This is a genomic window from Ensifer sp. ENS08, assembly GCF_014852195.1.
In the GTDB taxonomy this organism is placed as follows: domain Bacteria; phylum Pseudomonadota; class Alphaproteobacteria; order Rhizobiales; family Rhizobiaceae; genus Ensifer; species Ensifer adhaerens.
In genome coordinates this window covers 88297-113955 of the sequence record NZ_JACVBF010000014.1, presented here as the reverse complement: position 1 = coordinate 113955, position 25659 = coordinate 88297, and the positions used below count along the sequence as shown (strand labels likewise).

Here is a 25659-nt window from a genome sequence, read left to right as displayed (position 1 = left end):
AAGCATCATTGACAGGAATCAAAGGCGTTTCTACGGATCGATCATGGAGAACGTGCGAACCACATATCTGCGTTTGCTGATAGTGCTGAAGCTGGCGATCGCTTTGTCGCTGGCCGTGCTGCCTTTTTCCACCGCCTCCGGCATGATGCATGCGGCCGCGCACGGCTCGATGCAGATCGAGGCAGCCGCCAATCCGATGCAAGCTGCGACCGAGCATTGCCCGAGCCTCGACAAGGGCAAGGTGAAGCCGGCAAAAGAAAGCGGCAAGTCGGACAAGAAGGATTGTTGCAAGACCTTCTGCGCCGCCGTGGCGGTGCTCGGCGATGTCGACGGAAGCCATCCGGCTTTCCCGCGCTCCATCCGCAATTTCGGCCCGCACCCGCAGCTCACCCCCGGTGAGCTCGACGGCCTTCATCGTCCCCCAAGAGCCTGATTTCGTGAAACCGTGACCGCTGCTGCGGGTCTCCGTTGGTCTTGGCCGACGGAAGGATCTGCAGTGGTGCGAAGCGTTGCCGTGGTTTCCGCGTGTCCGATGTGACGCTCGACCACCTCTAGCGCCGTCCGCGACAAGGCTCGCCCGGTTTCGTCCGGTCGATCGCCGGCCTCTGCCATTCACATTTCAGGTTTGACCATGAAACGTTTGTTTTCCATGGCGCTCCTGCCCATCATCCTGGGCGGATGCGCTGCCACATTGCCTGCCGAGGTCTCAAGCCTTGGCGATCCCGCCAATAGCACGAGCGGTATTCGAAGCACGCAGTATCGCAGCCCTATTTCGGGCTACACTCGCCGCGAACCGACCGGCCCCAAGGCCTGGGGACCGCTCAACGACGCACAGTCGACCGCCAAGGGAGACGCGTCATGAGGCTTCGCAAGCTCAACCTCGCGGCCGCCATCGGTCTGCCCCTCGTGCTCGCCGGCTGCGTGACCGAATACTCGGCCAAGGACGCGGGCTTCACCACCGTGGATGCCAAGGTCTCGACGGCCGCGACCAAGAAAAGCGTCTGGATCCAGAACCGCGAACAGGCAGACAAGGTCAATGCCGAGGTCAAGGCGCTCCTGAAGCGAAAGACAATCGACGCCGACACCGCCGTTCAGGTCGCACTCCTCAACAACAAGGGCCTGCAGGCCGCCTATGCCGATCTCGGCGACGCGTCGGCGGATGCCTGGCAGGCGACGTTGTTCCTCAACCCGACTGTCTCGATCGGCACGACCGGGATCGGCACACCGGAACTGCAGGCCTACAAGGCGATCGAGGGGCTGGTCACCACCAACATCCTGGCGCTCCTGACCCGCGACAAGACCATCGCGGTCGCCGACGCGCGTTTCCGCCAGGCGCAGCTCAACGCCGCGCTCAGCACGCTGCAGCTGGCCGCCGAAACCCGCCGCGCCTGGATCGAAGCGGTTGCCGCATGGGAAACCGTCGCACAACTGAACCAGGCCCAGGCGGCTGCGGACGCCTCCTCGGAACTCGCCGCAAAACTCGGTGAGACCGGCGCCATGGGCAAGGGCAACCAGGCGCGAGAGCACGTCTTCAACGCTGAACTCGCCGGCCAGGCAGCCGAAGCCCGGCTTGCAGCCCGTCTTGCCAAGGAAAATCTGACGCGACTGATGGGTCTCTGGGGTAGCGATGTCGACTACCAGGTGCCGAACCGCCTGCCGAACCTGCCGAAGAACCTGGCCCGCAAGGACAGCATCGAGGCCGAAGCGCTGAAGCGCCGCGTCGACCTGCAGATCGCCCGCCTCGATCTCGAAGCCGTGGCCAAGTCCTACAGCCTCACCGAGGCGACCCGCTACGTGACCGACCTGGAACTCGTCGCCGGTGCGGAGGCGGAACGGGAGAAGGAGGATCATGGCACCAAGGTCGAGACGACCGGCCAGTTCGAGCTCGAATTCGTGATCCCGATCTTCGACAGCGGCAATGCGCGCATGCGCAAGGCCGAGCTTGCCCATATGCGCTCGGCGAACCTGCTGGCGGAAAAGGCGGTCAACATCCGCTCGGAAGCACGCTCAGCCTACGAGGCCTATCGCTCGCGCTACGACATCGCCCGGCACTACCGCAACAACGTCGTGCCGCTGCGCACCAAGATCGAGGAAGAAGCGACGCTCAGCTACAACGGCATGATCACCAGCACCTTCGAGCTGCTTGCCGACGTCAGGGCCAAGGTCAATTCGACCGTGCTCTCCGTCAACGCGAAGCGCGATTTCTGGCTGGCCGATGCCGATCTGATGACCGCAATCCACGGCGGCGGATCGGGCGGCTCGGCTGGAGGCGCGGCAGCGCCCGCGGCAGCGGAAGCCGGCGCCGGACACTAGGGCGGGAGCAGGAAAAGTGTGTGCGGTTTTCCGTACGCATCCCGCCCTAAATCAAAAAAGGATCAGATATGTTCAACAGAAGAAACTTCCTCGGCGCCGGTGCTGCTCTCGTTTCGACCGCCGCCTGGGCCCAAACCTCAAACTCCGGCCTGCCCGAAGCGGCAAGCATGGACAATGCCGCGACCCAGAAGCCGCTCGTGCCGACGAGCGGACCGGACTACAACCCGGTCGTCACCCTCAACGGCTGGACATTGCCGCACCGTGTGAACAACGGCATCAAGGAATTCCACCTTGTCGCCGAGCCGGTCGAACGCGAGATGGCCGACGGCATGACCGCCTATCTCTGGGGCTATAACGGCCAGTCGCCAGGCCCGACAATCGAGGCGGTCGAAGGCGACCGCGTGCGGATCTTCGTCACCAACAAGCTGCCGGAACACACCACCATTCACTGGCACGGCATGATCCTGCCTTCGGGCATGGATGGCGTCGGCGGCCTGTCGCAGCCGCATATTCCGGCCGGCAAGACCTACGTCTACGAGTTCGACCTCGTGAAATCCGGCACCTTCATGTACCACCCCCATGCCGACGAAATGGTACAGATGGCCATGGGCATGATGGGCTTCTTCGTGGTGCACCCGAAGGATCCAAACTTCATGCGTGTCGATCGGGATTTCGTGTTCCTGCTCAATGCCTATGACATCGATCCCGGCACCTATGTGCCGCGCATCATGGAAATGACCGACTTCAACATGTGGTGCTGGAACAGCCGGATCTTCCCGGACATCGACCCGCTGGTCGTGTCCAAGAACGACCGCGTGCGGGTCAGGGTCGGCAACCTCACCATGACCAACCATCCGATCCACATGCACGGCTACGACTTCGAGGTGACCTGCACCGATGGCGGCTGGGTGCGGCCGGAGGCACGCTGGCCGGAAGTGTCGATCGACATTCCCGTCGGCGCCATGCGCGCCTACGAATTCGACGCCAAGTACGAGGGCGACTGGGCGATCCATTGCCACAAGTCGCACCACACGATGAACGCGATGGGCCACGATATCCCGACCTTCATCGGCGCCGACAAGAAATCGGTCGCGGAAAAGATCCGCAAGGTGAAGCCCGACTACATGCCCATGGGTACGGCCGGCATGGCCGACATGGGCGAAATGGAAATGCCGCTCCCCGACAACACGATCCCGATGATGACCGGCTGGGGTCCGCACGGCGCGTTGGAGATGGGCGGCATGTTCTCGGTGGTGAAGGTGCGCGAAGGCATCTCCGCCGGCGATTACAGCGATCCCGGCTGGTACGAAAACCCGCCGGGAACACAGGCCTGGGAATGGACCGGCGCATTGCCGGAACCGACGCGGGCCAAGGATGCCAAGACCGTGCTCACGCCCAAACCGTGAGAGGGCGGCCGACTGCAATGACCTCTTTCAAATCCATCAGGAACATTACGATGAAGAAATCAGCACTCGCTCTGGCGCTCGTTATCGCCTCCGCCCTTTCCTCCCAGGCGCTCGCCAGCGGCAGCCACGCCGGCGGCCACGACAAGGTGTCGATCGGCGAGCCCGGCGACAGCAAGAAGTCGACGCAGACGATCCGCGTCACCATGAAGGAAACCGACGACGGCAAGATGATCTTTACCCCGGCAACCATCAAGGTTCGCCAGGGCCAGACGGTCCATTTCGCCATCAGGAACGCCGGCGAACTCGCCCACGAATTCGTGCTCGACGACAAGGCGACGATCCAGGAACACAAGATCACCATGGAGAAATTCCCCGACATGGAGCACGACGACCCGAACGCCGTCCGGCTCGAGCCGGGCAAGTCCGGCGACATCTACTGGACCTTCACCAACGACGGCACCTTCGAATTCGCCTGCCTGGTGCCAGGCCATTACGACGCCGGCATGCACGGCCGACTCGACGTCGTGAAGAAGTAACCCGAGAAAACAGGAAAGGATGAAACCATGAAAACCGTAGGCAAACTCCTCGCAGCGCTCGCATTGGCTGTTTCCACCGCCACCTTCTCCCTACCCGCCCAGGCCGCGGAGTTCACCAAGGGCGTGGTCAAGAAGATCGACACCAAGGCCAAGAAGGTGACGATCGACCATGAGGATCTGAAGAACCTCGACATGCCGGCCATGACCATGGTGTTCCGCGCCGATGACGCGGTGCTTGCCAAGCTCAAGGAAGGCGCGTCGATCGAATTCGTCGCCGACCGTGTCAACGGCAAGCTGACCGTGACCGAGATCAAGTAGCAGCGACAAACTGCCCGGGTCGACTTTGCGCGGCCCGGGCGCCACAATCCTGAGATCAGGCAAGAATGGAAAGGAATGTTCGATGAACGTATTACGCAGGCATTTCGTGGCGGGCACGATCGCGGGCATCACCCTCTTTGCGACGGGCGCCGTCGCGGCAACCGGCACCATGGCCGTCTACAAGGATCCGCAATGCGGCTGCTGCGAACAATGGGCCGACGCAATGGAAGCGGCCGGCTACAAGGTCGAGGTGCGCGATGAGGCCGACATGTCGGTGATCAAGACGCGCTTTGCGGTTCCGGCCGACATGGAGGGCTGCCATACCGCCGTCATCGACGGCTATGTCATCGAGGGCCATGTACCGCTCGAAGCGGTAAAGAAGCTGCTGGCCGAAAAGCCGGATGTCGCCGGCATCGCGGTTCCCGGCATGCCTTCAGGCTCGCTCGGCATGGGCAACGATCCGCAGGCCTCGTACGATGTCTACACCATCGCCAAGGCGGGCGGCGCGAAGTCGACGGTTTATTATCAGGTCCGGCCGGCGAACTAAGCCGCGCTTCGCCCTCTAAGAGAGAGCACACAATCCAAGACGCCTTCGCGACGGCGAGGGCGCCTTGGCTTTCAATGAAGCCAGCGCCTGAATAAGTTAGGGGTTCTCCGGGCCGATTGGCGATTCCAGCACCTGCGGCTCTCCGATCTCAACCGCATGCCCGTCCAGGTCACTGAAGCGGAACACACGCTGGCCCCATGCCTGACGCTCGACCGGATGGATCAGGTCCACATGCGGCGCAATGCGCGCGAAGGCCGCATCGACATCCTCGTGCTCGAAATAAAGCAGCAGATTTCGCCGCCCGTAAGGCTCATCCGAACCAAACTCTGTTCGCCAGACGGTCCGCTCCAGCGAACGTCCTTCATGGATCGCGAAGCCGCCTTCGAAGAGGACGAAGTTTCCGAAATCCTCGCGAACCGTCAGGCCAACAATCTTCTCGTAGAATTCCCGGGAGTGATCGATGTCGCGGACGAAAGGGATCGGATTGATGAACCGCATGCAAGTCCTTTCGTAACGTGCCGAGCAGATAGACAAATCTATCTTCGCTGCCGCGCGGAAGCCAAGAAATTCAGGCGGCGCGCCAGCTGTCGTCTTCACCCCGCTGAAGCAAGGGCGTTTGAAACACTCCGACGACACGCTCCGGCCAATGCGGTGCACGGTCCGCAAGCGGCTGGTGCCAGCGCTCGGTCTGCAGCATGGCCGCGCCGATCGCGACCGGCTCGATGCCGCAGGCTTCCATCAGCGTCAGCCCGGCAAGGATCGACGTACCGCTGGAAATGACGTCATCGATCAGAGCCACGCGCTTACCCTCAAGCAACGGCAACATGCGCGGATCGACGTAGAGACGCTTCTTCTGGTCGGGCGTGGTGATCGAGGAGAGCGGCACGGAGAGATCGTCGACATACCAGAACTTCTTGGACGTCCCGAGTGGCACGTAGCGGCTGTGGCCGAGCTTGCGGGCAACGGCAGACGCAAGCGTGAGGCCGAGCGTCGGCAGACCGGCGACGACTTCGGGCTCATAGGGTGCGAGCTTCGCCGCAAGTTCCGTTGCCAGTGCGTCCTCAACAGCAAAGCTCGCCTGGTTGACGATCAGCGAGGCCAGCGCATGTTTGCCGTCGGCGAGTTGACGGATCGGCAGGAGAATCTGCCTGCCATCGCCGAGGGACGCCGGGAAGAAATCGCGATAACCTGCCTGAATATCGAAGCTTTTCGGCGGGTAGATTTCCTGCCAGAAGTCGTGGGGCTGCATCGGTCCGGTCCTCGTCTGCGCGCTTTCGCCCGAAATGAAAGGCGATCAAAAAGGCCGGCTTGGTGTTCTGGTTCCGGCCGTTTTCGTCTATACCGTTTGCGACTTCGATCAAACCGAAAGGGCGCTGCGGCTCAAGCAAAGCACGCGGAATTCACAAGCCCTTCGCGCAATGAAACATGGGAATGCCTGACGATGCGCCTGCCAGACGGAATAGCCGACGACCTCACCTTCCTCACCGACTTCCGTCGCGACCTGCATGCCCATCCGGAACTCGGCTTCGAGGAGGTACGCACCAGCGATCTCGTTGCCAAGTGGCTTGAGGAAGCGGGTCTAAAGGTCCACCGAGGCTTGGGAAAAACCGGCGTCGTCGGCACGCTGCAGGTCAGCAACGGCACACGCTCGATCGGCCTTCGCGCCGATATGGACGCGCTCGCCATGCCGGAGATCGCCGACCGTCCCTACAAATCCCGCGAGGCCGGAAAGATGCATGCCTGCGGTCATGATGGTCACACCACCATGTTGCTCGGCGCCGCCCGCCATCTGTCGAAGACCCGTAATTTCTCCGGCACGGTGCACTTCATCTTCCAGCCGGCCGAGGAAGGGCGTGGCGGTGCGAAACGCATGGTCGAAGACGGCCTCTTTGAACTTTTCCCCTGCGACGCCGTCTATGGCCTGCACAACATGCCGGGCCTTGACCCGGACGAAATGGCCGTCGTCGCCGGTCCGCAGCTTGCCTCTTCGGATAGCTGGCGGCTCACCTTTCGCGGCGTCGGCACCCATGGCGCCAAGCCGCATCTCGGCCGCGATCCGGTGACGGCCGCCGGCACCTTCCTTGCCTCGCTGCAGTCGATCGTCGGCCGCGTCGTCGATCCCTTACAGCCAGCCGTCGTCAGCGCCTGTTCCGTGCGCGCCGGCGACCCGAAGGCGCTCAACGTCATCCCCGATATGGTGGAAATCGGCGGCACGGCCCGCGCCTATACGCCCGAAGTGCGCGATCAGCTCGAAACGGAGATCGGCCGGCTCGCGCGTGGTACCGCCGAGATGTATGGGATTTCCGTTGACTACGAATTCGAACGCCGCATTCCGCCCGTCGTCAACGACGCCGATGCCACTGCTCGGGCGTTGAGCGCCGCTCAGGCGGTGTTCGGCAAGAAGACCCGGACGTCATTTCCACCGTCGACCGCCGGCGACGATTTCGCCTTCTTCGGGCTGGAAGCGCCCGGCTGTTACGTCTGGCTCGGCAACGGCCCCGCCGTCGACGGCGCGCTGCACCACAACACTGCCTATGATTTCAACGACGACGCGATCGGTCCGGGCGCCACCTTCTGGTCGACCCTCGTGGAGCAGGAACTGGCACGCGCCGAGTAACGCTTGCATCGCGAAGAAGCAGGCGGGAGCGTGCGATCTCAAGGATTTAGAACCTGCGCTTGAAGGGCGAGGCAAGCTGTCATACGAAAATGACGTTGGACTTCAAAGGCCGCTCTGCCTTAGCGGCCTTTGAATGTCAGGCTTCAAGGATCTCCAGGATCGGGCTTTCCATGACCTTGCCCGTCGCCACGTCGGCAATGCCGCGATCGGTCTGGTGCGGTCCGGCGTTGCAGGCGAGCGTCGCGCCGAAGCAGGCCTTGAAGACCAGGTAAGGCGGCTGCCAATCGACGATGCGGCCGACTGCTTCGCGAAGTGCTGCAAAACTATCCGCCACCTCTTCCAGCGGCTCCCCGGAGACCAGCCCCGCGAGCGGCAGAGGCAGGAGTGCATCGACCTTGCCGCCGGACACAACGGCCATGCCGCCACCGGCAGCAATCACCGCGTTGGCGGCGACCGCCATATCCTGCGCATTGCCGCCGAAAACCGTGAGGTTGTGGCTGTCATGCGATACCGTGGTTGCAAAGGCGCCGCGCCAGGCGCCCCAACTCGACAACAGTCCAACAGCCGGTCGGCTGTCGGCGCGCCCGTGACGATGCGCCACGGCGATCAGAGTCGTCCCCTCGGGCGGAACGACGAAGCCGCCCTCGACCGCGGCAACGGCATCGCCCCATTGGGTAAAACGCGGCCGGTCGATGGTCGCGACGCGGACCTTCGTGCCATCTGCTGGAATGCGGAAATCGTTCTCCGACAGCGGCGCGATCTTCATCGTGCCGCGCAGGGTCTCGGCGGCGATGCCGCTGAGCGGCTCGATCATCCGTCCGGCGTCTGCAATCGTCTTGCCGTCGACGATGACCGTGCGCGCACGGAAATCAGCGAGATCTTCGAAGATCACGATGTCCGCCCGACGCCCTGGCGCAACAAGCCCAAGGTCGTTGCGCCCCTGGCGCACGGCGCCATTCAGCGTTGCCGCCCGAAGCGCCCATTCGGCGGGCAGGCCATAGCGCACCAGCCGGCGAACGACGTCGTCGAGGCCGCCGGAATGGGCAAGATCGTCCGGGAAAACGTCGTCGGTGCAGAGCGTTACCGTCTGAGGAAGATGGCCCAGAGCCTTGATCGTTTTGACGAATTCCGGCAGCAGGTGATCGTGCGAGCCGCGCAGTTCGATCGAAAGCCCTGCCCTGAGTTTTGCCAGCAGATCGTCGCCGGAAACGAGCTCATGGTCGGAGCTGACGCCGGCGGTCACGAAGGCCTGGAGATCAGACCCCGCAAGGCTGCGCGCATGGCCATTGACTGGCTTGCCGGCGGCAAGCCCCGCCTGAACGATCCCGGTGATGCGCGCCTCACCGTCGATGACGCCGCGCATGTTCATCATTTCGGCGATGCCACCGATTTCCGGCCAGCTCAAAATGCCGGCGATCACATCAGCGTCGAAATCGGCACCGGCCAGCTCCAGGCCGGGTGCTGACGGCACGCTCGACGGTGCCAGCAGCACCGTGCGCAGCGGCAGATCGCGACTGGCGTTTGCGGCCCAGCGCACGCCGGCCACACCGTTGACATTACCGAACTCATGCGGATCCCAGACGACGGTCGTCACGCCACGCGGCAGCACCGCATTGGCATAGGTCGCCGGCGTCACCATCGAGCTTTCGACGTGCATATGGGTGTCGATCAGACCGGGCGAAACGTAAGCGCCCGTCGCATCGATCATGGTTGCCGCATCGGAGCGCGTGCCCGGTTCGTGGACACTTGCGATCAACGATCCAACAAGGCCGATATCGGCCGGGCGAAGCTCGCCCGTCACCACGTCGACGAGCGTACCGCCCGAAATCAGAACGTCGAACGGTTCAGCACCACGCGCTGCCGCCACTGCCCGGCTACGGAGCGCCGCATCCATCAAGTCCTGAGGCTGCTCTATGGAACTCACTTCTGCGCTTCCTTCATCAAAGCGCCCAGGATCTGAGCCCTGGTCGTCTCGACATGGGCATCGACGGCATATTCGGCATTGAAGATCGCATGGCTTTCGCGCGTTTCGACGACGGTGCGCCCGCGGGCCAGCGTCCCTCCGAGTTCGACATCGATGCGCGCCTTGCGAAACGAGATTGCGCCCGGATTGACGAAGGCAACGGCAGCGCAAGGGTCGTAGATCGCCATGCCCGGCCGACCGCGGCTGGTGCCGATCGAAATGAAGCCGGCAAGCAGATCGGCGATGAGGGCGGCATGGACGCCACCCGCCGAGCGGATCGGCGCGACGTCATCGGGGTAGGCAAAGACCTTGCGGCAGAGATCGAGATCGACCATGCGCAGCGGCAGGCCATGAGCGATCACGATCGCCAGCGCTTCCGGATCGGCGAAGGCGTTGAATTCGGCAGATGCCGTATGGTTGCCGCTGGTGACGCCGCCCCCCATCCAGGTGAGGTCGGTGATCCGGCTCGCCAAGTCCGGACGGGCAAGGCAAAGGGCAGCGAGATTGGTGAGCGGCCCGAGCGCCAGAATCCGCTTCGGCCCCTCCTGCTCCAGCCAGGCGCAAAGTGCCGCAAAGGCGTCGCTTACCGGCAAGGCGTCGGCCTCCGGCAGCGTCAATCCCGCTGTCGGCATGCCGGCTTCGCCAAGGATGCGTTCGGCAGTTTCGAGCTTGCCGAGCACCGGCAGGGCGCGCCCCTCATGGATGGGGAAAGCCCAGCCGAAAGCGCGCGCGGCGCCGGCAGCGTTGCGCTTCACCTGGTCAAGCGGCGTGTTACCGAAAACCAGCGAAACGCCGTCGATCTCTTCACCGGCATGAAGGACGACAAGCACTGCGGCAATGTCGTCGAACCCCATGTCCGTATCGATCCAGACACCCATCGGACCTTACCCGAACTTCTTGAGGCGTGCGGCCTTCTCGACCGGCAGGTCGAAGGCAATGGCAGAACCGGTTTCACGGGCTGCAAGTGCTGCATCCTCTTCCGCCTTGATGGCGCCGAGCGGCGTATCGAGCAGGTACTCGCGCGTGCTGCCGGAGAAAGAGGCTCCGCGCACGGTGCCTTGGAAAGGACCTGAACCAAGGGTCACCATGCGCGGACGCCACGCAAGCCCTGCCGTGTCAGGCGGCAGGGATCCGGAAAGATCGATCGGGCCGTTCTCGGCCTTCAGCTTGCCGCCCTCGACGGCAAAGATGTTTTCGAAACCGACGAAGTCGGCGACGAAGCGCGAGATCGGGCGGTTGTAGATATCCTCGGGCGTGCCGATCTGCTCGATCGCGCCGTTCAGCATGACGACGATGCGGTCCGCCAGCGACAGGGCCTCGCCCTGGTCGTGGGTGACGAAGATCATCGTGACGCCGGTTTCCTTCTGGACCCGCTGCAGTTCCGTGCGCATTTCGAGGCGCAGACGAGCGTCGAGGTTCGACAGCGGCTCGTCGAGCAGCAGCACCTTCGGCTCCATGACCATGGAACGCGCCAGCGCGACACGCTGCTGCTGGCCACCGGAGAGTTCGCCCGGCTTGCGGGCGGAAAACTTCGAAAGCCCGACCGACTTGAGACCGGCGGTCACCTTGCTCTCGATCTCGTTGGCCGGCAGCTTCTTCAGCCGCAGGCCGAAGGCGACGTTTTCGAACACGGTCAGGTGCGGAAACAGCGCATAGGACTGGAAGACCAGGCCGACCGAGCGCTTGTTGGCGGACACGCGGGTGATGTCGGCACCATCGAGCTTGATCGCGCCGGACGCGGGCGACAGCAGGCCGGCGATCGAGCGCATCGTCGTCGTCTTGCCGCAACCGGAGGGCCCAAGGAAGGCCACCAGTTCGCCCTTGCGGATCGAAAGGTCGAGGTCCTTCACCGCAACGGTATCGCCATAGGCGAGCGTCAGTTTTTCAAGGCTGAGGAAGGGGGCGTCAGACATAGCGAGAGAATCCCAGGAAGCGTTCGGCAAGAAAGACGATGCCGATGGACATGAAGGCGAGCAGCGCGGAGAGGGCGGCGACCGACGGATCGTAAGTGATCTCCATGTAGGAGAGCATGTCGATCGGCAGCGTGCGCACGCCCGGGCCGGAGAGGAAGAGCGATACCGGCACCTGGTTGAAGCTCGTGACGAAGCCGAGGATGAAGGCGGCGAGGATGCCGCTGCGGATGTTCGGCATCACCACGCGGAAGAAGGCGCCGGCGCGCGAGGAGCCGAGCAGCACAGCCGCCTCCTCGATATCGGAGCGCAGGTTGTTGAGGCTCGCCGAGACGACCCGTACCGCATAGGGCAGAACCAGCGCGGTGTGGGCGAGAAACAGCGTCAGCGTGATGTTGAGGCCAAAGGGCACAACGATGTAACGCAAGAGCGCCAGGCCGACGATGATACCGGGCACGATGATTGGCAGCGACACGATCGTGCGGATGGTTTCGCCAAACGGCAGCTTGTAGCGCGACAGGGCGTAGGAGGCGGGAACGCCGAGCACGAGAGCGGCCGCCGTTCCGCCGATCGCCAGCAGCATCGAGATCGCGAAACTTTCCTGGAAGCTCTCGACCGTGAACACCTTGGCGACCCACTTGAGCGAGAAGCCCTGCGGCGGGAAGGCCAGCGTCTCGCCGCCGGAGAGCGACGCGGCGACGATGATGAAGAACGGCCCGATCAGGAAGCCGATCACCAGGAAGAGGACGAGGGGTGAAAAGACGCGGGGTGTCATCGCTTGTTCCTCGCGGTGGCAAGCCGTTTCAAAAGAAGATTGGCGGCAAAGCTCATGACGATCAGGATGAAGGCGATGACGCTGGCCGCGACGAAATCGTTGGCGACGGTGACGCGCTGATAGAGCAGCGTTTCGAGCATCAGCACCTTGGAGCCGCCGAGGATCGCCGGCGTGATGTAGGCGGTGAGCGAGCCGGTGAAGACCAGGGTACCACCAATAACAAGGCCCTCCTTGGTGAGCGGCAGGATCACCTTGAAAAACACCTGGAACCAGTTGGCGCCGAGTACGCGGGCAGCCGGGATCGCATCCTTCGGCATGTTTTCAAGCGCGCTGATCAGCGACAGGATCATCAGCGGCAGGAAAAGCTGCAAGAGACCGATGAACACGGCGGTCTCGGTAAAGAGGAAGCGGATCGGCTCATCCGAGAGGCCGACAAACTGGAGCGCCTGGTTGACGATGCCGGTGCGGCCGAGAATGACGATCCAGGCATAGGTGCGGGCAACCGACGAGATCATCAGCGGCAGCACGACAAGGCCGATCATCTGTCCCTTGCTGCGCGGCGTCAGATTGACGATCGCAAAGGCGGCGGCATAGCCGATGACCGCCGAAACGACGGTAACCATCAGGCCGAGCCGGAAGGTGCGTAGGAAGACGGTGCGGTTCAGCGGATCGGAAAAGAAGGTCGTATAGGCCGACAGCGACCAGCTGTCGGCGCTGCGAAAGCCTTCCGCCAGCAGGATCACCACTGGCGCCAGAAAGACGATCGCCGCAAAGACCGCTGCGGGCAGAGCGAGCGCCAGGGCTTCGGCGCGGTTCTGGAACATCCTTCTTCCTTTCAAGGCATTCCTGGGCGCGTCTCATCGCGCCCGTCGCATCAGGTCTCCACCGGCGATCACGATCCGCCGGTGGAGGTCGCAATGGCTTGGTCTTACTGGCCGACCTGGGCGTTCCACTCCGACAGCCACGCTTCGCGGTTGTCGAGGGCAACGGCCGACGGGATCAGCTTCAGGTTCTTCACGGTCTCTTCGCCGTAGGTGAGGTTTTCGGCGATCTCGGGCGAAACCTTCACCTCCTTGTTGGCCGGGCTGTCGACCAGCTTTTCGGCAAGCGCGGTCTGGATTTCGGTCGAGAGCCAGAAGTCCATGAACTGAAGCGCCAGGTCCTGGTTCTTGCTGCCCTTGGTCAGCACCATGACGTTCATGCCGCCGGTCTGGCCTTCCTTGGGCGTTGCCCACTTGATCGGCAGGCCGAGCTTGGTGAAACCTTCCCAGGAGAAGCGACCGATCGGAGCGGCCCAGATTTCTTCCTGCTGCATCAGCTGAACGAGCTGGGAGGACTTGACGTAGAAGGTGACGATATCGTCCTTCTTGGCGCCGACGGCGGCAATCGCTTCCTTGAGGTCAGGCGTGTTCTTGCCGATGGCTTCGCCGACCATGTAGAGCGCCGGCGGGCCCTGGTTGGTGGTGACGTTCGGGAAGGCGACGTGGCTGGCGTTCTTGTCGCTCAGGAGATCGGCCCAGGAGTTCACTTCCATCTTGTCCGAGCGATAGACGATCGAGGTGGCATAGAAGGTGTAGCCGACGCTCATGCCGTCGCCGTTCGGGTCCTTGGCGAGGTCGTAGAGCTTGTTGAAGTTCTGGAGCTTCGAGGTGTCGATCTTTTCGATGAGATCGGCGCGGGTGGCCGAAAGCGCGTCGGCCATCGAGACGACGGCCATGTCGACGACCGGGCTCGCCTTGTTGGCTTCCATCTTGGCGAGGCGCTCGACGCTGTTGCCGGTTTCGACGACGAGCTTGCAGCCGCACTTCTGTTCGAACGGGGTGTAGACCAGTTCCTTGAATGCGTCCTGGGCAAAGCCGTAGACGGAAATGGTGAGCGTCTTTTCCTGAGCGGATGCGACAGGGGCGGTAACGAGCAAGAGCGCGCTCGAGGCAAGCAAGAACTTCTTCATGGCTGGTGTCCTCCTTCGGTGACGGATGTAGCTGCGGTGGCAGTGGTAAGAACGGGTTGAGACGCGGGCGGTGCCGCGGCCGATTGCCGGACGACCAGATGCATCGGCACCTTGCAGGTCGCCGCCGTAACCGGTGCGCCGATCGCGGGATCGGACGGGTCGCGCTCGCTGATCGCCTTCACGAGCGCTGCGACGGCGATCGCCGCGATCTTGGTCATGTCCATGCGCGCGGTCGTCAGCGCGGGCGTGATGACCGGCGACCAGATCAGGTCGTCGAACCCGGTGACACTCGCCTTTTCCGGCACGTTGATGCCGGCGCGCTGCAGCTCGGTGAGCGCGCGCAGCGCATGGAGATCGGAGATGCAAGCAAAGGCCGTGTAGCCTTCCGCCACCTTATCGGCGAGGCCGAGCGGACAGCCCTTGCCGGCCGCCTTTTCCAACGGCTCGATCCAGAGCGTATCGGTATGGGTGCCCTCGCCGAAGACCGAGCGAATACCGCCGGCGCGGTCGTTCTGCACGTTCGAGGCGGGATTGTTGCCGATGATCAGCACGCGGCGGTGGCCGAGAGCCTTGAGGTGTTCGCCAATCTGCCGGCCGCCACCCCAATGGTCGGCGGCGACCGTGTTGCCCGGCGTCGAGGGCGTATCGATGACAGCGACCGGACAGCCGACATCGGCAATGCGCGTGCCGCGCCTGGGCACGATCACCAGGCCATCAACGTCGCGATCGATCAGGCGCTCGATCGCCTTGGTCTGGGTCGAGACGTCGCCGCGCGAGTCGGCGATCAGCACGCCATAGCCCGAGGACGAAGCCGCAAGCTCGATTGCCTGGGCGATCTGCGGGAAGAGCGGATTGGCGATATCGGGAAGCACGAGGCCGAGAACACCCGTGCGGCCGGTGCGCAGCGCCCTGCCCGCCTGGCTCGGCACATAGCCGAGCTCGGCAGCGGTCGCGCGGATCTTTTCCACCATCTCGGCGGAGACGCGCCCCTTGCCCGAGAGCGCGTTTGAAACCGTCGCCGCGGAGACGCCCAGCGTTCTGGCAATCCTCGTCAGTTTTGGTCCGGAACGCGCCAAATCAGTGGTTTCCGCCATCGCGTGATTAAACGATTAATCAGCCGATATATCAGAATCTCCCGACTGTCGAATCCTTTTGTCGACTCGTTGCATTTTGCAATTTTCGAGGGAAAAGATTTGCGAACGACAATCGATTTCCGCTTGGCGCCTGGCGTTCACAATCAGCGGAAGGAGTTCACGTCAATTCCTCAAGCGCCAACGGGCCGTCCAAAGTCTGCCTGATATATCTCCGCCGACACCGAGCGATGAAAAGCGAAACACGCATCTGCCCAACCGCCGCAATCGCGGGTACAAATTTCAACTTCGCCTGACAAAAGAAATCAATTTTCCCACTAAATTACTAGGGAATAAGTATGATGCACGGCAATCGTCCGATGGCTAGAATTCGGGCGGCGGTGCGATCCGCACAACAGGCATAAGCAGGAGTTTGGGACATGACTGGCACTATCATCGGCTTTGGCAAGACCGCGGGGCAAACCCGCCGGGCGCGCGGCGCAACCTTGGCAGCCACCACGCTGGCGCTGGCTCTTTCGTCGAGCACGGCCGTTCTTGCCGAGGACGCGAAATTCGATCCCAATGCCTCGATCACCATCGGCTCGCTCTATGAGCCGCAGAACCTCGACAACACCGCCGGCGCCGGCCAGGGCATCAACGAAGCCTTCAACGGCAATGTCTATGAAGCGCTGTTCACGCTGACCGATGCCGGCGACGTTCAGCCGGGTCTCGTGGCCGAGCAGAGCGTCAGCGACGATGGCCTCACCTACACTTTCAAGCTTCGCCCCGGCGTCACCTTCCACTCCGGCGATCCGCTGACGGCGACAGACGTCAAGTACAGCATCGAACGCGTGACGGCAGAGCAATCCAAGAGCTCGCGCAAGAAGAGCCTTGCAACCATCAGCGCCATCGAGGCGCCCGATGACCAGACGGTGGTGGTCAAGCTGTCTGCCCGCTCGATCTCGCTGCCCTACAATCTGAGCTATGTCTGGATCGTCAACGATGCGGCCAAGGACCTGAACGCCAGCGAAGATGGCACGGGCCCCTACCGCCTCGACGAATGGCGCCGCGGCTCGTCGCTGGCCCTGATCCGCAACGACAAATACTGGGGGACCGCGCCGACCAATGGCGAAGTCGTCTTCCAGTACTTCACCGACGCGACCGCGCTCAACAATGCGCTCCTGACCGGCGCCGTCGACATCATCACCAGCGTCCAGAGCCCGGACTCGATCGCCCAGTTCAAGGACAATCCTGACTTCACCGTCACCGCCGGCCAGTCGACGACCAAGGAACTGCTCGCCTTCAACGACCGCGTCGCCCCCTTCGACAACGTCAAGGTCCGCAAAGCGATCGCCCGCGCCATCGACGACAAGAAGCTGCTGACGTCGATCTGGGGCGAATACGGCACGCTGATCGGCTCCTTCGTTCCGCCGACGGACCCCTGGTACGTGGACCTCACCGCCGTCGATGCCTATGACGTCGAGAGCGCCAAGGCGCTGCTGAAGGAAGCGGGCTTTGCCGATGGCTTCACCTTCAAGCTCGACACGCCGAACTACGACCCTCATCCGATCGTCGCCCAGTTCATCCAGAGCGAACTCGCCAAGGTCAACATCAAGGTCGAGATCAACGTGATCACCGCCAACGAGTGGTACACGAAGGTCTACAAGGCGCATGACTTCCAGGCGACTTTGCAGGAGCACGTCAATCACCGCGACATCGTCTTCTACGGCAATCCGGACTTCTACTGGGGCTACAACAATCCCAAAGTCGTCGACCTGATCAAAGCGTCGGAGGCAGCGGCCAACACCGACGAGCAGACCGCCAAGCTCAAGGAAGCCAACACGATCATCGCCGAGGATGCCGCCAGCAACTGGCTCTACCTCTACCCGCAGATCGTCGTCTCGAGCTCGGCCGTCACCGGTTATCCCGTGAACGGCCTGAACTCGCAGTTCTTCGCCTTCGGCATCAAGAAGAGCGAGCAGTAAGCGGCATCGCCATCCGGCGCGCATCCGCGCCGGATGCGTAAACGACAGCCCCTGGATCCGTTCCGGGGGCTGATTGCGTTTCGCGCCGATTCGTCCGGGCACCTCTCAGGCCTTCCACAGGCACTCCCAAAGACGAGAGACGCTCTAGCCTCCCTCTTCTTTTTGGTGCAAAAGCCAGCTCTCTGATCACGGATCCCGTGAGAAGAAAGGAATGCAGCCATTCTCACCTATCTCGTCCGCCGCTTTGCCATTCTGCTTCTGTCGCTGCTGATCGCAGCGGTGGTGCTGTTCGTGCTGTTGCGCCTTTTGCCGGGCGACCCCGCCAATGCGCTTCTCTCGGTCGGCGCCGATGCCGTGCAGATCGAGAAGGCCCGTGAACAGGTCGGCTCGAACCTGCCGCTCTGGCAGCAGTTTCTGCGCTTTGCCGGCAGCCTCGCCCGCCTCGATCTCGGCACGTCCTTCGTCAGCGGCAAGCCGGTGATCGAGGAGATCGCCGCGCGGTTGACGGTCACCGTGCCGTTGGCGCTGATGGGTTTTGTGCTCGCTATCCTGTTCGCCGTTCCGCTCGGCATCCTCTCAGCCGTCAAGGCCGATCGCTGGTATGGCGGACTGATCTCGACAGTTTCGCAGCTCGGCATCGCCATCCCCGTCTTCTGGGTCGGCATTCTGCTGGTCACGCTGTTCGCCGTCACCTTCCGGCTGTTCCCTTCGGGCGGCTTTCCCCGCCGCGGCTGGCAGAATGAGGGGCAGGTGCTCTATGCGCTCGCCCTGCCCGTCATGACGATCGGCCTCGTCATGGGCGCGTCACTGCTGCGCTATGTGCGCTCGGCGACGCAGGACGTTCTCGGTAGCGATTACTTGCGAACGGCGCGCGCCCTCGGCGCCAGCTTCCCCGAAGCGCTCATTCGCCACGGCATCCGCAATGGCGCCGTGCCGATCGTTTCCATCCTCGGCATCGAGCTTGCGACGACCTTGCTCGGCGCGGTCGTCGTCGAGCGCGTCTTCGCGCTGCCGGGCCTTGGCTCGATGCTGCTGCTTGCGATCGAGCAGCGCGACTATCCGAACGTTCAGGGCGTGCTGTTCATCTCCACCCTGCTGGTGCTGCTGATCGGCTTTGCCGCCGACCTCACCCAACGGCTGATCGATCCACGCCTGCGCGAACGGGCCGTCGGAGGCAACGCATGACCTCGATCGGTACATCCGTTTCTGCGCCGAAGCGCCGGCGCTCGCTGGCGCTTACCGTCGGCCTTGCGCTCGTCGGCCTCAACGTCGCCGTTGCGGTACTGACGCTCTTCTGGACGCCCTATGATCCATTGAACGCCTCAGGCGGACGACTGGAAGCGCCGTCGCTTTTGCACTGGCTCGGCACTGACCGCTTGGGCCGCGACCTGCTTACCCAGCTGATGATCGGCGCCCGCACAGCGCTGCTGGTCGGCACGGGTGCGGTTGTGATCGGGGCTGCGATCGGCGTCAGCCTCGGCGTTCTCGCAGCCTTCGCCACGCGCCTTGCCGACGACGTGATGGCCGCGACGCTCGATATCCTGATCGCCTTTCCGACCCTGCTGCTTGCCATGCTGGTGGTGGCGGCAAGCGACAGCGCCAGTCTCTGGTCGGCGATCCTGGCACTCGGGCTTGCCATCTCGGCGATCGTCGCGCGGCTGACCCGCATCCTTGCCAAGCGGGTGCTGCGGCAGGATTACATCGTCGCCTCGCGCACATCGGGAACCTCCTGGGCCGGAGTCGTCTTCCGCCATGTGCTTCCCAACATCTGGCCGACGCTCTCGGTCAACTTCGCCCTGCAGTTCGGCCTGGCCGTTATCGCCGAGGCGTCGCTCTCCTATCTCGGGCTCGGTGCGCCGCCCCCGAACGCCTCCTGGGGACGGCTACTGCAGGAAGCGCAAGGGACCGTCTATACGGCGCCGATCGGCGCGATCGCGCCGGGCATCGCCCTCGTCGCACTCGTCATCGGCATGAACCTCCTAGCCGACGGCCTGCGCGATATCGCCGATCCGACACGGGGGAGATCGCGATGACGCTTCTCGACATCAAGGGTCTCGACATCCGCGCCGGCGACAAGCCGCTGGTCTCTGACCTTTCCCTCTCAATCCGGCCCGGCGAACGCATCGGCCTGATCGGTGAGTCCGGTTCCGGCAAATCGATGACGGCAATGGCAGCGACCGGCCTGCTGCCGCCGTCGATCACTGTCGCCGGCTCGATCACGCTCGACGGGCAACAGGTGGTCGGCGCCACAGATCGGGTGATGAACCGGCTGCGCGGCGTGGCCGCAGCGGTCGTCTTCCAGGAGCCGCTGACCGCGCTCGATCCGCTGATGAAGATTGGCCGACAGATCGCCGAGCCCGTTCGCCGGCGTCTGGAACGGGACGGCGGCAAGGCAACGAAGGAGGCGGTCCAACGCGAAGTCCGCGACCTCATCGACAAGGTGGCGTTGCCGCAGCCCGACCGCATCATCAATTCCTACCCGCACGAAGTGTCCGGCGGCCAGCGCCAGCGCGTCGCCATCGCCATGGCGCTCGCCTGCCGCCCGAAGCTCCTGATTGCCGACGAGCCGACGACCGCGCTCGACGTCACGACCCAGGCGGAGATCCTGAAGCTGCTGGACCAGCTGGTGCGCGAGACCGGCATGGCGCTTCTGTTCATCAGCCACGACCTGCCCGTGGTTGCCCAGGTGGTGGAGCGCGTCCTCGTGCTGAAGAACGGTATCGCTGTCGAGGAGGGACTGGTCGGCTCGGTCTTCGGCAAGCCGCAGCACGACTATACCAAGACGCTGGTCGAGGCCGCCCGTCTCTTCGACGAAGCGCTGGGAGCAACCGGATCATGATGCTCGATCTTCAAAACGTCAGCTTCGGCTATTCCCGCCAGCAGACCACCCTCGACAACGTCTCGATATCGGTGCGACCGGGAGTGAGCGTCGGTCTCGTCGGCGAATCCGGATCGGGCAAGACGACGCTGCTGCGACTGATGCTCGGGCTCATTCGCCCGACGAGCGGTAGCATTCGCTTCGGCGAGGAGATCCTCGACACCGGCAGCAGCGCCTTCATGCAGCGCTATCGCCGTGCCGTGCAGCCGGTTTTCCAGGACCCCTATTCCTCTCTCGACCCGCGCCAGCGAGTGATCGACATTATCGGCGAGCCGCTGCGGTCGCTGCGGATCCCGGGTGACCGGACGCGGGCGGTCACCGCGGCGCTCGAAGCGGTCGGGCTTCCTGCCGATGCACTCCACCGCTACCCGCACGAGTTTTCCGGCGGCCAGCGCCAGCGCATTGCCATTGCCCGCGCCATCGTCGCGCGACCGCAGATCGTACTCGCCGACGAGGCGGTCAGCGCGCTCGACCTTTCCACCCGCATCCGCATCGTCGAGCTGTTCAAGACACTCGCCGAGAAGCTGACGCTGGTTTTCGTCTCGCACGATCTCGGCGTCGTCGCGGCCCTCTGCGAGGAGATGGTCATTCTGGAGCGCGGCAAGGTGGTCGAGAGCGGCAAGACCCGCGACATTTTGGCCGCCCCGAAGCACCCATACACACAGCGTCTTCTTGCCAGCATTCCGCGCATGCCCGCCTGACAGGGGATTGGCGCGGATATCGCATCTTCAGCCGAATCCACCTTTATCCCCAAGGGCTTGGTGATTCGCGCGCGCATTGATCCAAGACAACCGCTGAGACGCCCTGTTGAGCATAGTGCCGTCGGCCGCAGAATCCCTGCCGCCAACGCCCTGACCGGCGATGTTCAACTTCTTCTGGGGGTCCGGAAAATCATGCCTACTCGCGCCATTCTGCCATCTGCCGTCCTTTTCGCCGCGCTTGCGGCGCCGCTCGCGCTCGCGACGGCGGCAGATCTCTCCGAGCCGGGCGCGGTCGCGGCACCAGAAATGCCTCTCGCAAGCGAGCCAGGCCCGTGGATGATCCGCGGCCGCGCACTGGCTGTCCTGCCTGACGACAAGGGCACGCTCTATCTCAACGGCAGCGCGCTCGACGGCGAAAAGGTCGGCGTCAGCAATTCCGTGGTGCCGGAACTCGACATCACCTATTTCTTCACCGACAACATCGCCGCCGAACTGATCCTCGGCACGACGCCACACACGGCACGCGGCAGCGGCTCGATCGCCGGCCTCGGCGAGATCGGCAAGGCCTGGCTGCTGCCACCGACGCTCACGCTACAGTACCACTTCAACGTCACCGACGAGATCAAGCCCTATGTCGGCGCAGGCGTGAACTACACGATGTTCTACAACGAGAGGCCCCGCGGCGATTTCTCCAGCTTCAACCTGAAGAACACCTTTGGCGTGGCGCTGCAGGCGGGCGTCGACATCAAGCTCGACGACCACTGGGGCCTGAACTTCGACGTGAAGAAGCTGTTCCTGGAACCGGAGGTCAACGCCACCCTGCCCGGCGCCGGTGCTGTCAGCGGCAAGGTCAAGCTCGATCCGTGGCTGATCGGCACCGGTATCAGCTACCGGTTCTGATGGCCCCAAACGAAACGGCTTGCGGCGCCCTCTTAAAGGCGCCGCACCCTGTAGAGCCCGACCTTAGACGTGGTGGGCCGTGACGGCTCTGGCGAGTTCGCCCGACAATTGCTGGCTGCCCGCATGGGAGACGTCCCCCAGCGACAGCATACCGACCATGCGCTTGTCCTGGTCGATCACCGGCAGACGCCGCACCTGCTTGGCCTCCATCAGATGAACGGCATGTTCGATCGTCTCGTCCGTGCGGCAATAGACGATATCCCTCGTCATCACGTCCCGCGCCGTCATCGACGCCGGGTCCCGCCCGTTGGCAAAGGCGCGCAAGGCAATGTCGCGGTCCGTGACCATGCCGATCAGGCGGTCGTTTTCGCCGACCGGCAGCGCACCGATGTCCTCGTCGCGCATGATACGCGCGATTGTCTTCAGATCGGTTTCGGGAGAGATCCAGCGAGCGCCGGGATGCATGGCTTCCGATATTCTCATCTCAACCTCCTGTACGTGAAAGGGGCGGAGCATAGACTGACATCGTGGCCATTCATTGATCCAGCGATGTGCCGCGCCACTCCTTACCGCAATTCGAGGAGGAAATAGGTGGTTGGGCCGAAGGGCCCATTGTTGGAGAGCCGGAAGGCGACGTCGCCCGTGCCTTGCGCTACCGGCGCATGCACCTTGCCGTCGAGGCCCACGGGCGAAACGCTCCAGTTCTTTGCGGTTCGCGCCAACGTCAGATCGACATAGCCTTCACGCAGCCGAACCGGCAGCCGCCCAAAGTCCTCGATCACCTTCTCCTCGGTGTCGCGAAACGCCATGCCGGTGTTTTGTGCATCGGTCGCAAAGATCAGCAGTAGGTGCCGGCCCCTTGCGAGCCCTCCATCCGCATCGAGCGCCGAGAGCGCAACGAGCCCATTGCCATCGGCCCGCTCGACCCTGAGCAGGCCGAGATCGATCGGCTCTCGCAGCGTCGAGAAGGCGGCTGCCTCCGTTTTGTCGGTGACGACGCGCAATTGTCCGGCAAAGCGGTTCAACAGGATCTCGCCGGTGCTGCTCTGGTAAATGCCGGTATCGATGCTGGTACCGTTTTCATCAGAAAGCGCGCCGCTTTGGCGCAGGCTGCCGAGTATCCCTTCGCTGTCTTGCTGGCGCGGTTGCTTCACCGCCGGCACATCGCCGAGCCGGTTCAGTTCAAGACCGATCCGCCCGACCAACGCCAGGTCCGTCAGGCGTTCCGGTTCGCGGGCCTGCATGTCGTCGGAAAGATCCTCCTCGCCACGTACCGCAAACGGGACGGTGACGGCTGAGGTCGCCACGTCGCCGCGGCGGTAGAGAAGCGCCGACAGCGTCTCGCCGGCGCGCGCGACGGGATCGAGCGCGATGGCATAAGGCAGCATCGCCTTCTTGTGCGGGAACGGCTCGCCGTAGGAAAGAACGATCGGGCCATGGCCATGTCGGCAAAGCGCGTCCCAGCCTTGCAGCGCCGCATAGGCCGGCATCGCCAGCCCGGCCTCGTAGCGGTAGCGGTTCCAGAACAGATGATCGTATTCGCTGACGAGGAACGGCCGATCGAGCCAGCGCGTTGCCGCGATCATGCGGATATAATTAACACCGTCGGCGATCGAGCTGACCTGCGTCGTCTTGCTTCCCGGGGCGTAGCCGCTGACCCAGTCGTGATATGTATTCATGGTCACGGCTTCGAGGCCGCGGCGGCTGAGCGACGCCTGCACCGTCGGCCAGTTGTTGTAGTTGCTGATCAAGCCGCGGTAGCCGAGCCTGCGGAGCACCTCGCTCATGCGCGCGGTCGTGGCCTCTTCCGTCTCGGTGAAGAAGGCCTGCAGGTCGCGCAGCCGCGGAGCAGGGACGTAGCGGTCCGCCGGCAGCGCCACGGATCTCGCCTCGATCGTCTCGTCCGGGCGGAGGTCAGGCCACGCCTTGGCAAGCGCCTCGGTCGATCCGTAGCGTTTGGCGAGCCACACGTTGAACGGCTTGGCAAGCTGCGGATCATAGGGCGGCTTGCCCGGCCGATCGTGCACGACGGTGTCGAACTCCATCCCGTTCTCGTTGGCGAGAATGACGACCGCCAGCGCATCGTCGCGGATTGGCGCCACGCCCGTGTAGGGGTTCACGCGCCCGAGGATCATCTCCTGCATGCGCTTCCAGTGGTCGAACGCCCGCTCGTCGACAAACAGCTCGAGCTTGAGGTTACCGCCATCGTCCCAGCGATCGTCAAAACCGCCATAAACGCCGCGCAGCGACGAGAGGCCGTCCATCATCCAGTAGATGCCGTTCTTCTTCAGCGCCGCCAGCAGGTAGTGGACACGGTCGAGCGTCTCGGGGTCGAAATCGAAGTCGCGGTCCCGGCCGAACATCAGGCTGCCATCAACGAAATGCAGCCGGGCGAGATTGTAGCCGCGCATCGCCAGCTGTCGGGCGTAGCGGTCAGCCGTTTCGTGATCTGGAAACCCGCCGGAGGCTGGGCTCCAGGCAAGCGATGCGCAGAGCATGCGCTCCGGCTTGTCCGGCGACTTCGCGAAGGCAAGCCGCCCGCCGGCACCGGCGACCAGGCGGTGATCCGCATCGATCGTGCCGTTCGGCAGGAAAGACGAAAAATCGAGAGGGCTGCCAGCCTCGAACTCGAGGGAAATTTCCCGCACGGCAAGCCACTGGTCCGATGCCTGCGCCGGCGAGCAGACAGCAGCAAGCGCTGCCGCGGCTACCAGCAATGGCCGCCGCATCATGCCGGGGCCCCGAGCAGCTTGCTTTCGATCGGCGCGTCAGGCTTTCGGCGCGCCCGGAAGAAGCCGACCGGCAGCGCCGCTGCATGGAAGAACCAGGCGACGACGGTATAAAGCCCCATGCTGAAACCGCCTTTGCGCAGGCTCATCAGCCCGACCACGCCGGCAAGGATCGCAAGAACGATGCCGAGCGCAAGGAGTTTATCGGGCACGAACAGCAGGATCGCAAGCGACGACGCCCACCAGAGATAGACCAGCGCCCAAAGCTTGAGCTCCGGCAGCTCTCTGACGAGCTGGAGGAAATAGGGCTGGCCGAGCGAGGCGCGCAGCAGTTCTCCGATGCCGAACAGATACTTGCTCTTCCAGCGGCGCACGAGCAGGCGATAGGAATTGTCAGTGTGGCCGAAATGCTGGACGAAGCGTCGGTCGAGGCGATGCAGCTTAAAGCCGGCACTTCTGAGCCGGATGCCGAGGTCGAACTCCTCATAGCCGTGCAGATTACGGTCCGACAGGTAACCGACCGCCTCGATCGCCGCCCGGCGATAGAGGCCGCCCCCATTCATGCGGTCGATCGCGCCGATCCGGTTTTCTGGTGAATTGCGTGTGACCCGGCGGGAGAATTCGAGGTTTGAGGTCAGCATCTCCTGGACATGGCCGGTGACACCAGCCACTTCGGGGTCTTCGGCGAGGAACGCTTCCGCCACTTCGAGGAAATCGTCGTCCAGCAACATGTCGCCGTCGAGCAGGCAGATATGCGCGTGGCGCGAGTATTGGAAGCCGAGTTGCGGGCCGATGCCGCAGCTCGGAAGTGCCGGCGGGCTGATCTGTGCGATCACGACCGGATAGCGCGAGGCGATCTCCACCGTCCTGTCCCTGGAGCCGCTATCGGCGACGATGACCTCGCCGCCAACGGTTTCGAGCGCCTTCAGCGCGCTTTCAATGGTCGCGGCGATGCGCTTTTCTTCGTTCAGCGTCTTGATGATGACGGATACTGCCACGCGATCCCCCAGTCTCGACGGAGCGCAGGCCTGCTCCGGTTGCCGCCGATCTTATCGGCGAT

General features: G+C 63.5%; 26 protein-coding genes. 14 read left to right on the top strand and 12 right to left on the bottom strand.

The features are described from left to right. The first annotated feature begins 43 nt into the window (after positions 1-43). The 7 genes from IB272_RS25115 to IB272_RS25085 all read left to right on the top strand — a co-directional run bounded on the left by IB272_RS25115 (position 44) and on the right by IB272_RS25085 (position 5120). The gene (locus tag IB272_RS25115; RefSeq protein WP_112974736.1) at positions 44-433 is read left to right on the top strand and encodes a hypothetical protein; all 390 of its coding nucleotides are present in this window, start codon (positions 44-46) and stop codon (positions 431-433) included. A gap of 198 nt (positions 434-631) precedes the next feature. After that, positions 632-862 (top strand): hypothetical protein, encoded by a 231-nt coding sequence (locus IB272_RS25110; RefSeq protein ID WP_192445330.1) that lies wholly within the window; start codon positions 632-634, stop codon positions 860-862. Next, complete coding sequence (locus tag IB272_RS25105) at positions 859-2313, top strand: TolC family protein (RefSeq protein WP_060530271.1); 1455 nt, start codon at positions 859-861, stop codon at positions 2311-2313. Before IB272_RS25110 ends, IB272_RS25105 begins: the two co-directional genes overlap by 4 nt. Before the next feature lie 68 nt (positions 2314-2381). Next, complete coding sequence (locus tag IB272_RS25100) at positions 2382-3719, top strand: copper oxidase (protein ID WP_060530270.1); 1338 nt, start codon at positions 2382-2384, stop codon at positions 3717-3719. Between the two features lie 50 nt (positions 3720-3769). After that, complete coding sequence (locus tag IB272_RS25095) at positions 3770-4255, top strand: plastocyanin/azurin family copper-binding protein (protein WP_192445328.1); 486 nt, start codon at positions 3770-3772, stop codon at positions 4253-4255. A gap of 27 nt (positions 4256-4282) precedes the next feature. Next, the gene (locus tag IB272_RS25090; RefSeq protein ID WP_060521726.1) at positions 4283-4573 is read left to right on the top strand and encodes a copper-binding protein; all 291 of its coding nucleotides are present in this window, start codon (positions 4283-4285) and stop codon (positions 4571-4573) included. 82 nt (positions 4574-4655) lie between these two features. Then, on the top strand, positions 4656-5120 hold the full coding sequence (locus IB272_RS25085) for a DUF411 domain-containing protein (RefSeq protein WP_034799270.1): 465 nt from the start codon (positions 4656-4658) through the stop codon (positions 5118-5120). A gap of 96 nt (positions 5121-5216) precedes the next feature. Here the strand turns inward: IB272_RS25085 and IB272_RS25080 are convergent, their stop codons facing one another. Both IB272_RS25080 and IB272_RS25075 read right to left on the bottom strand, forming a co-directional pair. Further along, positions 5217-5618, bottom strand: coding sequence for a VOC family protein (locus IB272_RS25080; protein ID WP_192445326.1), 402 nt, complete (start codon positions 5616-5618; stop codon positions 5217-5219). A gap of 70 nt (positions 5619-5688) precedes the next feature. Then, complete coding sequence (locus IB272_RS25075; protein WP_280138786.1) at positions 5689-6405, bottom strand: phosphoribosyltransferase; 717 nt, start codon at positions 6403-6405, stop codon at positions 5689-5691. A gap of 156 nt (positions 6406-6561) precedes the next feature. Between IB272_RS25075 and IB272_RS25070 the strand changes: the two genes are divergently transcribed. Further along, positions 6562-7737, top strand: a complete 1176-nt coding sequence (locus IB272_RS25070; protein WP_192445324.1) for a M20 aminoacylase family protein — start codon at positions 6562-6564, stop codon at positions 7735-7737. A 136-nt stretch (positions 7738-7873) separates the two neighbouring features. Here the strand turns inward: IB272_RS25070 and IB272_RS25065 are convergent, their stop codons facing one another. From IB272_RS25065 to IB272_RS25035, 7 genes are all read right to left on the bottom strand, one after another. Next, complete coding sequence (locus IB272_RS25065) at positions 7874-9661, bottom strand: adenine deaminase C-terminal domain-containing protein (protein ID WP_192445322.1); 1788 nt, start codon at positions 9659-9661, stop codon at positions 7874-7876. Further along, positions 9658-10578, bottom strand: coding sequence for a nucleoside hydrolase (locus IB272_RS25060; protein WP_034799255.1), 921 nt, complete (start codon positions 10576-10578; stop codon positions 9658-9660). The genes IB272_RS25065 and IB272_RS25060 overlap by 4 nt, the downstream gene beginning before the upstream one ends. Before the next feature lie 6 nt (positions 10579-10584). Next, on the bottom strand, positions 10585-11613 hold the full coding sequence (locus IB272_RS25055) for an ABC transporter ATP-binding protein (protein ID WP_060521736.1): 1029 nt from the start codon (positions 11611-11613) through the stop codon (positions 10585-10587). Beyond that, on the bottom strand, positions 11606-12385 hold the full coding sequence (locus IB272_RS25050) for an ABC transporter permease (protein WP_058323510.1): 780 nt from the start codon (positions 12383-12385) through the stop codon (positions 11606-11608). The genes IB272_RS25055 and IB272_RS25050 overlap by 8 nt, the downstream gene beginning before the upstream one ends. Continuing rightward, positions 12382-13209: an ABC transporter permease gene (locus IB272_RS25045; protein WP_034799251.1), complete on the bottom strand. Its 828-nt coding sequence runs from the start codon at positions 13207-13209 to the stop codon at positions 12382-12384. The genes IB272_RS25050 and IB272_RS25045 overlap by 4 nt, the downstream gene beginning before the upstream one ends. Positions 13210-13313: 104 nt before the next feature. Further along, the gene (locus IB272_RS25040) at positions 13314-14336 is read right to left on the bottom strand and encodes an ABC transporter substrate-binding protein (protein WP_192445320.1); all 1023 of its coding nucleotides are present in this window, start codon (positions 14334-14336) and stop codon (positions 13314-13316) included. Next, the gene (locus tag IB272_RS25035; protein ID WP_192445318.1) at positions 14333-15412 is read right to left on the bottom strand and encodes a LacI family DNA-binding transcriptional regulator; all 1080 of its coding nucleotides are present in this window, start codon (positions 15410-15412) and stop codon (positions 14333-14335) included. The genes IB272_RS25040 and IB272_RS25035 overlap by 4 nt, the downstream gene beginning before the upstream one ends. A 434-nt stretch (positions 15413-15846) precedes the next feature. Here IB272_RS25035 and IB272_RS25030 point away from each other — a divergent pair, with 434 nt between their 5' ends. From IB272_RS25030 to IB272_RS25005, 6 genes are all read left to right on the top strand, one after another. Beyond that, positions 15847-17391 (top strand): ABC transporter substrate-binding protein, encoded by a 1545-nt coding sequence (locus IB272_RS25030; RefSeq protein ID WP_090295978.1) that lies wholly within the window; start codon positions 15847-15849, stop codon positions 17389-17391. A 219-nt stretch (positions 17392-17610) separates the two neighbouring features. Continuing rightward, on the top strand, positions 17611-18576 hold the full coding sequence (locus IB272_RS25025) for an ABC transporter permease (protein WP_192445405.1): 966 nt from the start codon (positions 17611-17613) through the stop codon (positions 18574-18576). Further along, positions 18573-19424 carry an ABC transporter permease gene (locus tag IB272_RS25020; RefSeq protein ID WP_060521747.1) on the top strand — a complete coding sequence of 284 codons (852 nt, stop codon included), beginning with the start codon at positions 18573-18575 and terminating at the stop codon, positions 19422-19424. The genes IB272_RS25025 and IB272_RS25020 overlap by 4 nt, the downstream gene beginning before the upstream one ends. Next, positions 19421-20230, top strand: coding sequence for an ABC transporter ATP-binding protein (locus IB272_RS25015; RefSeq protein ID WP_192445316.1), 810 nt, complete (start codon positions 19421-19423; stop codon positions 20228-20230). Before IB272_RS25020 ends, IB272_RS25015 begins: the two co-directional genes overlap by 4 nt. Then, a complete protein-coding gene (locus tag IB272_RS25010) occupies positions 20224-20970 on the top strand; it encodes an ABC transporter ATP-binding protein (protein WP_192445404.1) in 747 nt (248 codons plus the stop codon). The genes IB272_RS25015 and IB272_RS25010 overlap by 7 nt, the downstream gene beginning before the upstream one ends. A 192-nt stretch (positions 20971-21162) precedes the next feature. After that, positions 21163-21870: an OmpW family protein gene (locus tag IB272_RS25005; RefSeq protein ID WP_192445314.1), complete on the top strand. Its 708-nt coding sequence runs from the start codon at positions 21163-21165 to the stop codon at positions 21868-21870. A gap of 63 nt (positions 21871-21933) precedes the next feature. Here the strand turns inward: IB272_RS25005 and IB272_RS25000 are convergent, their stop codons facing one another. The 3 genes from IB272_RS25000 to IB272_RS24990 all read right to left on the bottom strand — a co-directional run bounded on the left by IB272_RS25000 (position 21934) and on the right by IB272_RS24990 (position 25597). Beyond that, the gene (locus IB272_RS25000; RefSeq protein WP_034799235.1) at positions 21934-22353 is read right to left on the bottom strand and encodes a CBS domain-containing protein; all 420 of its coding nucleotides are present in this window, start codon (positions 22351-22353) and stop codon (positions 21934-21936) included. A gap of 83 nt (positions 22354-22436) precedes the next feature. Then, complete coding sequence (locus IB272_RS24995) at positions 22437-24599, bottom strand: glycoside hydrolase (protein WP_192445403.1); 2163 nt, start codon at positions 24597-24599, stop codon at positions 22437-22439. Continuing rightward, positions 24599-25597 (bottom strand): glycosyltransferase, encoded by a 999-nt coding sequence (locus IB272_RS24990; RefSeq protein ID WP_112772091.1) that lies wholly within the window; start codon positions 25595-25597, stop codon positions 24599-24601. The genes IB272_RS24995 and IB272_RS24990 overlap by 1 nt, the downstream gene beginning before the upstream one ends. Positions 25598-25659 lie beyond the last annotated feature (62 nt).

Bases quoted from the DNA above. Each gene is read 5' to 3' on its own strand.
- IB272_RS25115 (WP_112974736.1), top strand. From the start codon at position 44: ATGGAGAACGTGCGAACCACATATCTGCGTTTGCTGATAGTGCTGAAG.
- IB272_RS25110 (WP_192445330.1), top strand. From the start codon at position 632: ATGAAACGTTTGTTTTCCATGGCGCTCCTGCCCATCATCCTGGGCGGA.
- IB272_RS25105 (WP_060530271.1), top strand. From the start codon at position 859: ATGAGGCTTCGCAAGCTCAACCTCGCGGCCGCCATCGGTCTGCCCCTC.
- IB272_RS25100 (WP_060530270.1), top strand. From the start codon at position 2,382: ATGTTCAACAGAAGAAACTTCCTCGGCGCCGGTGCTGCTCTCGTTTCG.
- IB272_RS25095 (WP_192445328.1), top strand. From the start codon at position 3,770: ATGAAGAAATCAGCACTCGCTCTGGCGCTCGTTATCGCCTCCGCCCTT.
- IB272_RS25090 (WP_060521726.1), top strand. From the start codon at position 4,283: ATGAAAACCGTAGGCAAACTCCTCGCAGCGCTCGCATTGGCTGTTTCC.
- IB272_RS25085 (WP_034799270.1), top strand. From the start codon at position 4,656: ATGAACGTATTACGCAGGCATTTCGTGGCGGGCACGATCGCGGGCATC.
- IB272_RS25080 (WP_192445326.1), bottom strand. From the start codon at position 5,618: ATGCGGTTCATCAATCCGATCCCTTTCGTCCGCGACATCGATCACTCC.
- IB272_RS25070 (WP_192445324.1), top strand. From the start codon at position 6,562: ATGCGCCTGCCAGACGGAATAGCCGACGACCTCACCTTCCTCACCGAC.
- IB272_RS25060 (WP_034799255.1), bottom strand. From the start codon at position 10,578: ATGGGTGTCTGGATCGATACGGACATGGGGTTCGACGACATTGCCGCA.
- IB272_RS25055 (WP_060521736.1), bottom strand. From the start codon at position 11,613: ATGTCTGACGCCCCCTTCCTCAGCCTTGAAAAACTGACGCTCGCCTAT.
- IB272_RS25050 (WP_058323510.1), bottom strand. From the start codon at position 12,385: ATGACACCCCGCGTCTTTTCACCCCTCGTCCTCTTCCTGGTGATCGGC.
- IB272_RS25045 (WP_034799251.1), bottom strand. From the start codon at position 13,209: ATGTTCCAGAACCGCGCCGAAGCCCTGGCGCTCGCTCTGCCCGCAGCG.
- IB272_RS25040 (WP_192445320.1), bottom strand. From the start codon at position 14,336: ATGAAGAAGTTCTTGCTTGCCTCGAGCGCGCTCTTGCTCGTTACCGCC.
- IB272_RS25030 (WP_090295978.1), top strand. From the start codon at position 15,847: ATGACTGGCACTATCATCGGCTTTGGCAAGACCGCGGGGCAAACCCGC.
- IB272_RS25020 (WP_060521747.1), top strand. From the start codon at position 18,573: ATGACCTCGATCGGTACATCCGTTTCTGCGCCGAAGCGCCGGCGCTCG.
- IB272_RS25015 (WP_192445316.1), top strand. From the start codon at position 19,421: ATGACGCTTCTCGACATCAAGGGTCTCGACATCCGCGCCGGCGACAAG.
- IB272_RS25005 (WP_192445314.1), top strand. From the start codon at position 21,163: ATGCCTACTCGCGCCATTCTGCCATCTGCCGTCCTTTTCGCCGCGCTT.
- IB272_RS25000 (WP_034799235.1), bottom strand. From the start codon at position 22,353: ATGAGAATATCGGAAGCCATGCATCCCGGCGCTCGCTGGATCTCTCCC.
- IB272_RS24995 (WP_192445403.1), bottom strand. From the start codon at position 24,599: ATGCGGCGGCCATTGCTGGTAGCCGCGGCAGCGCTTGCTGCTGTCTGC.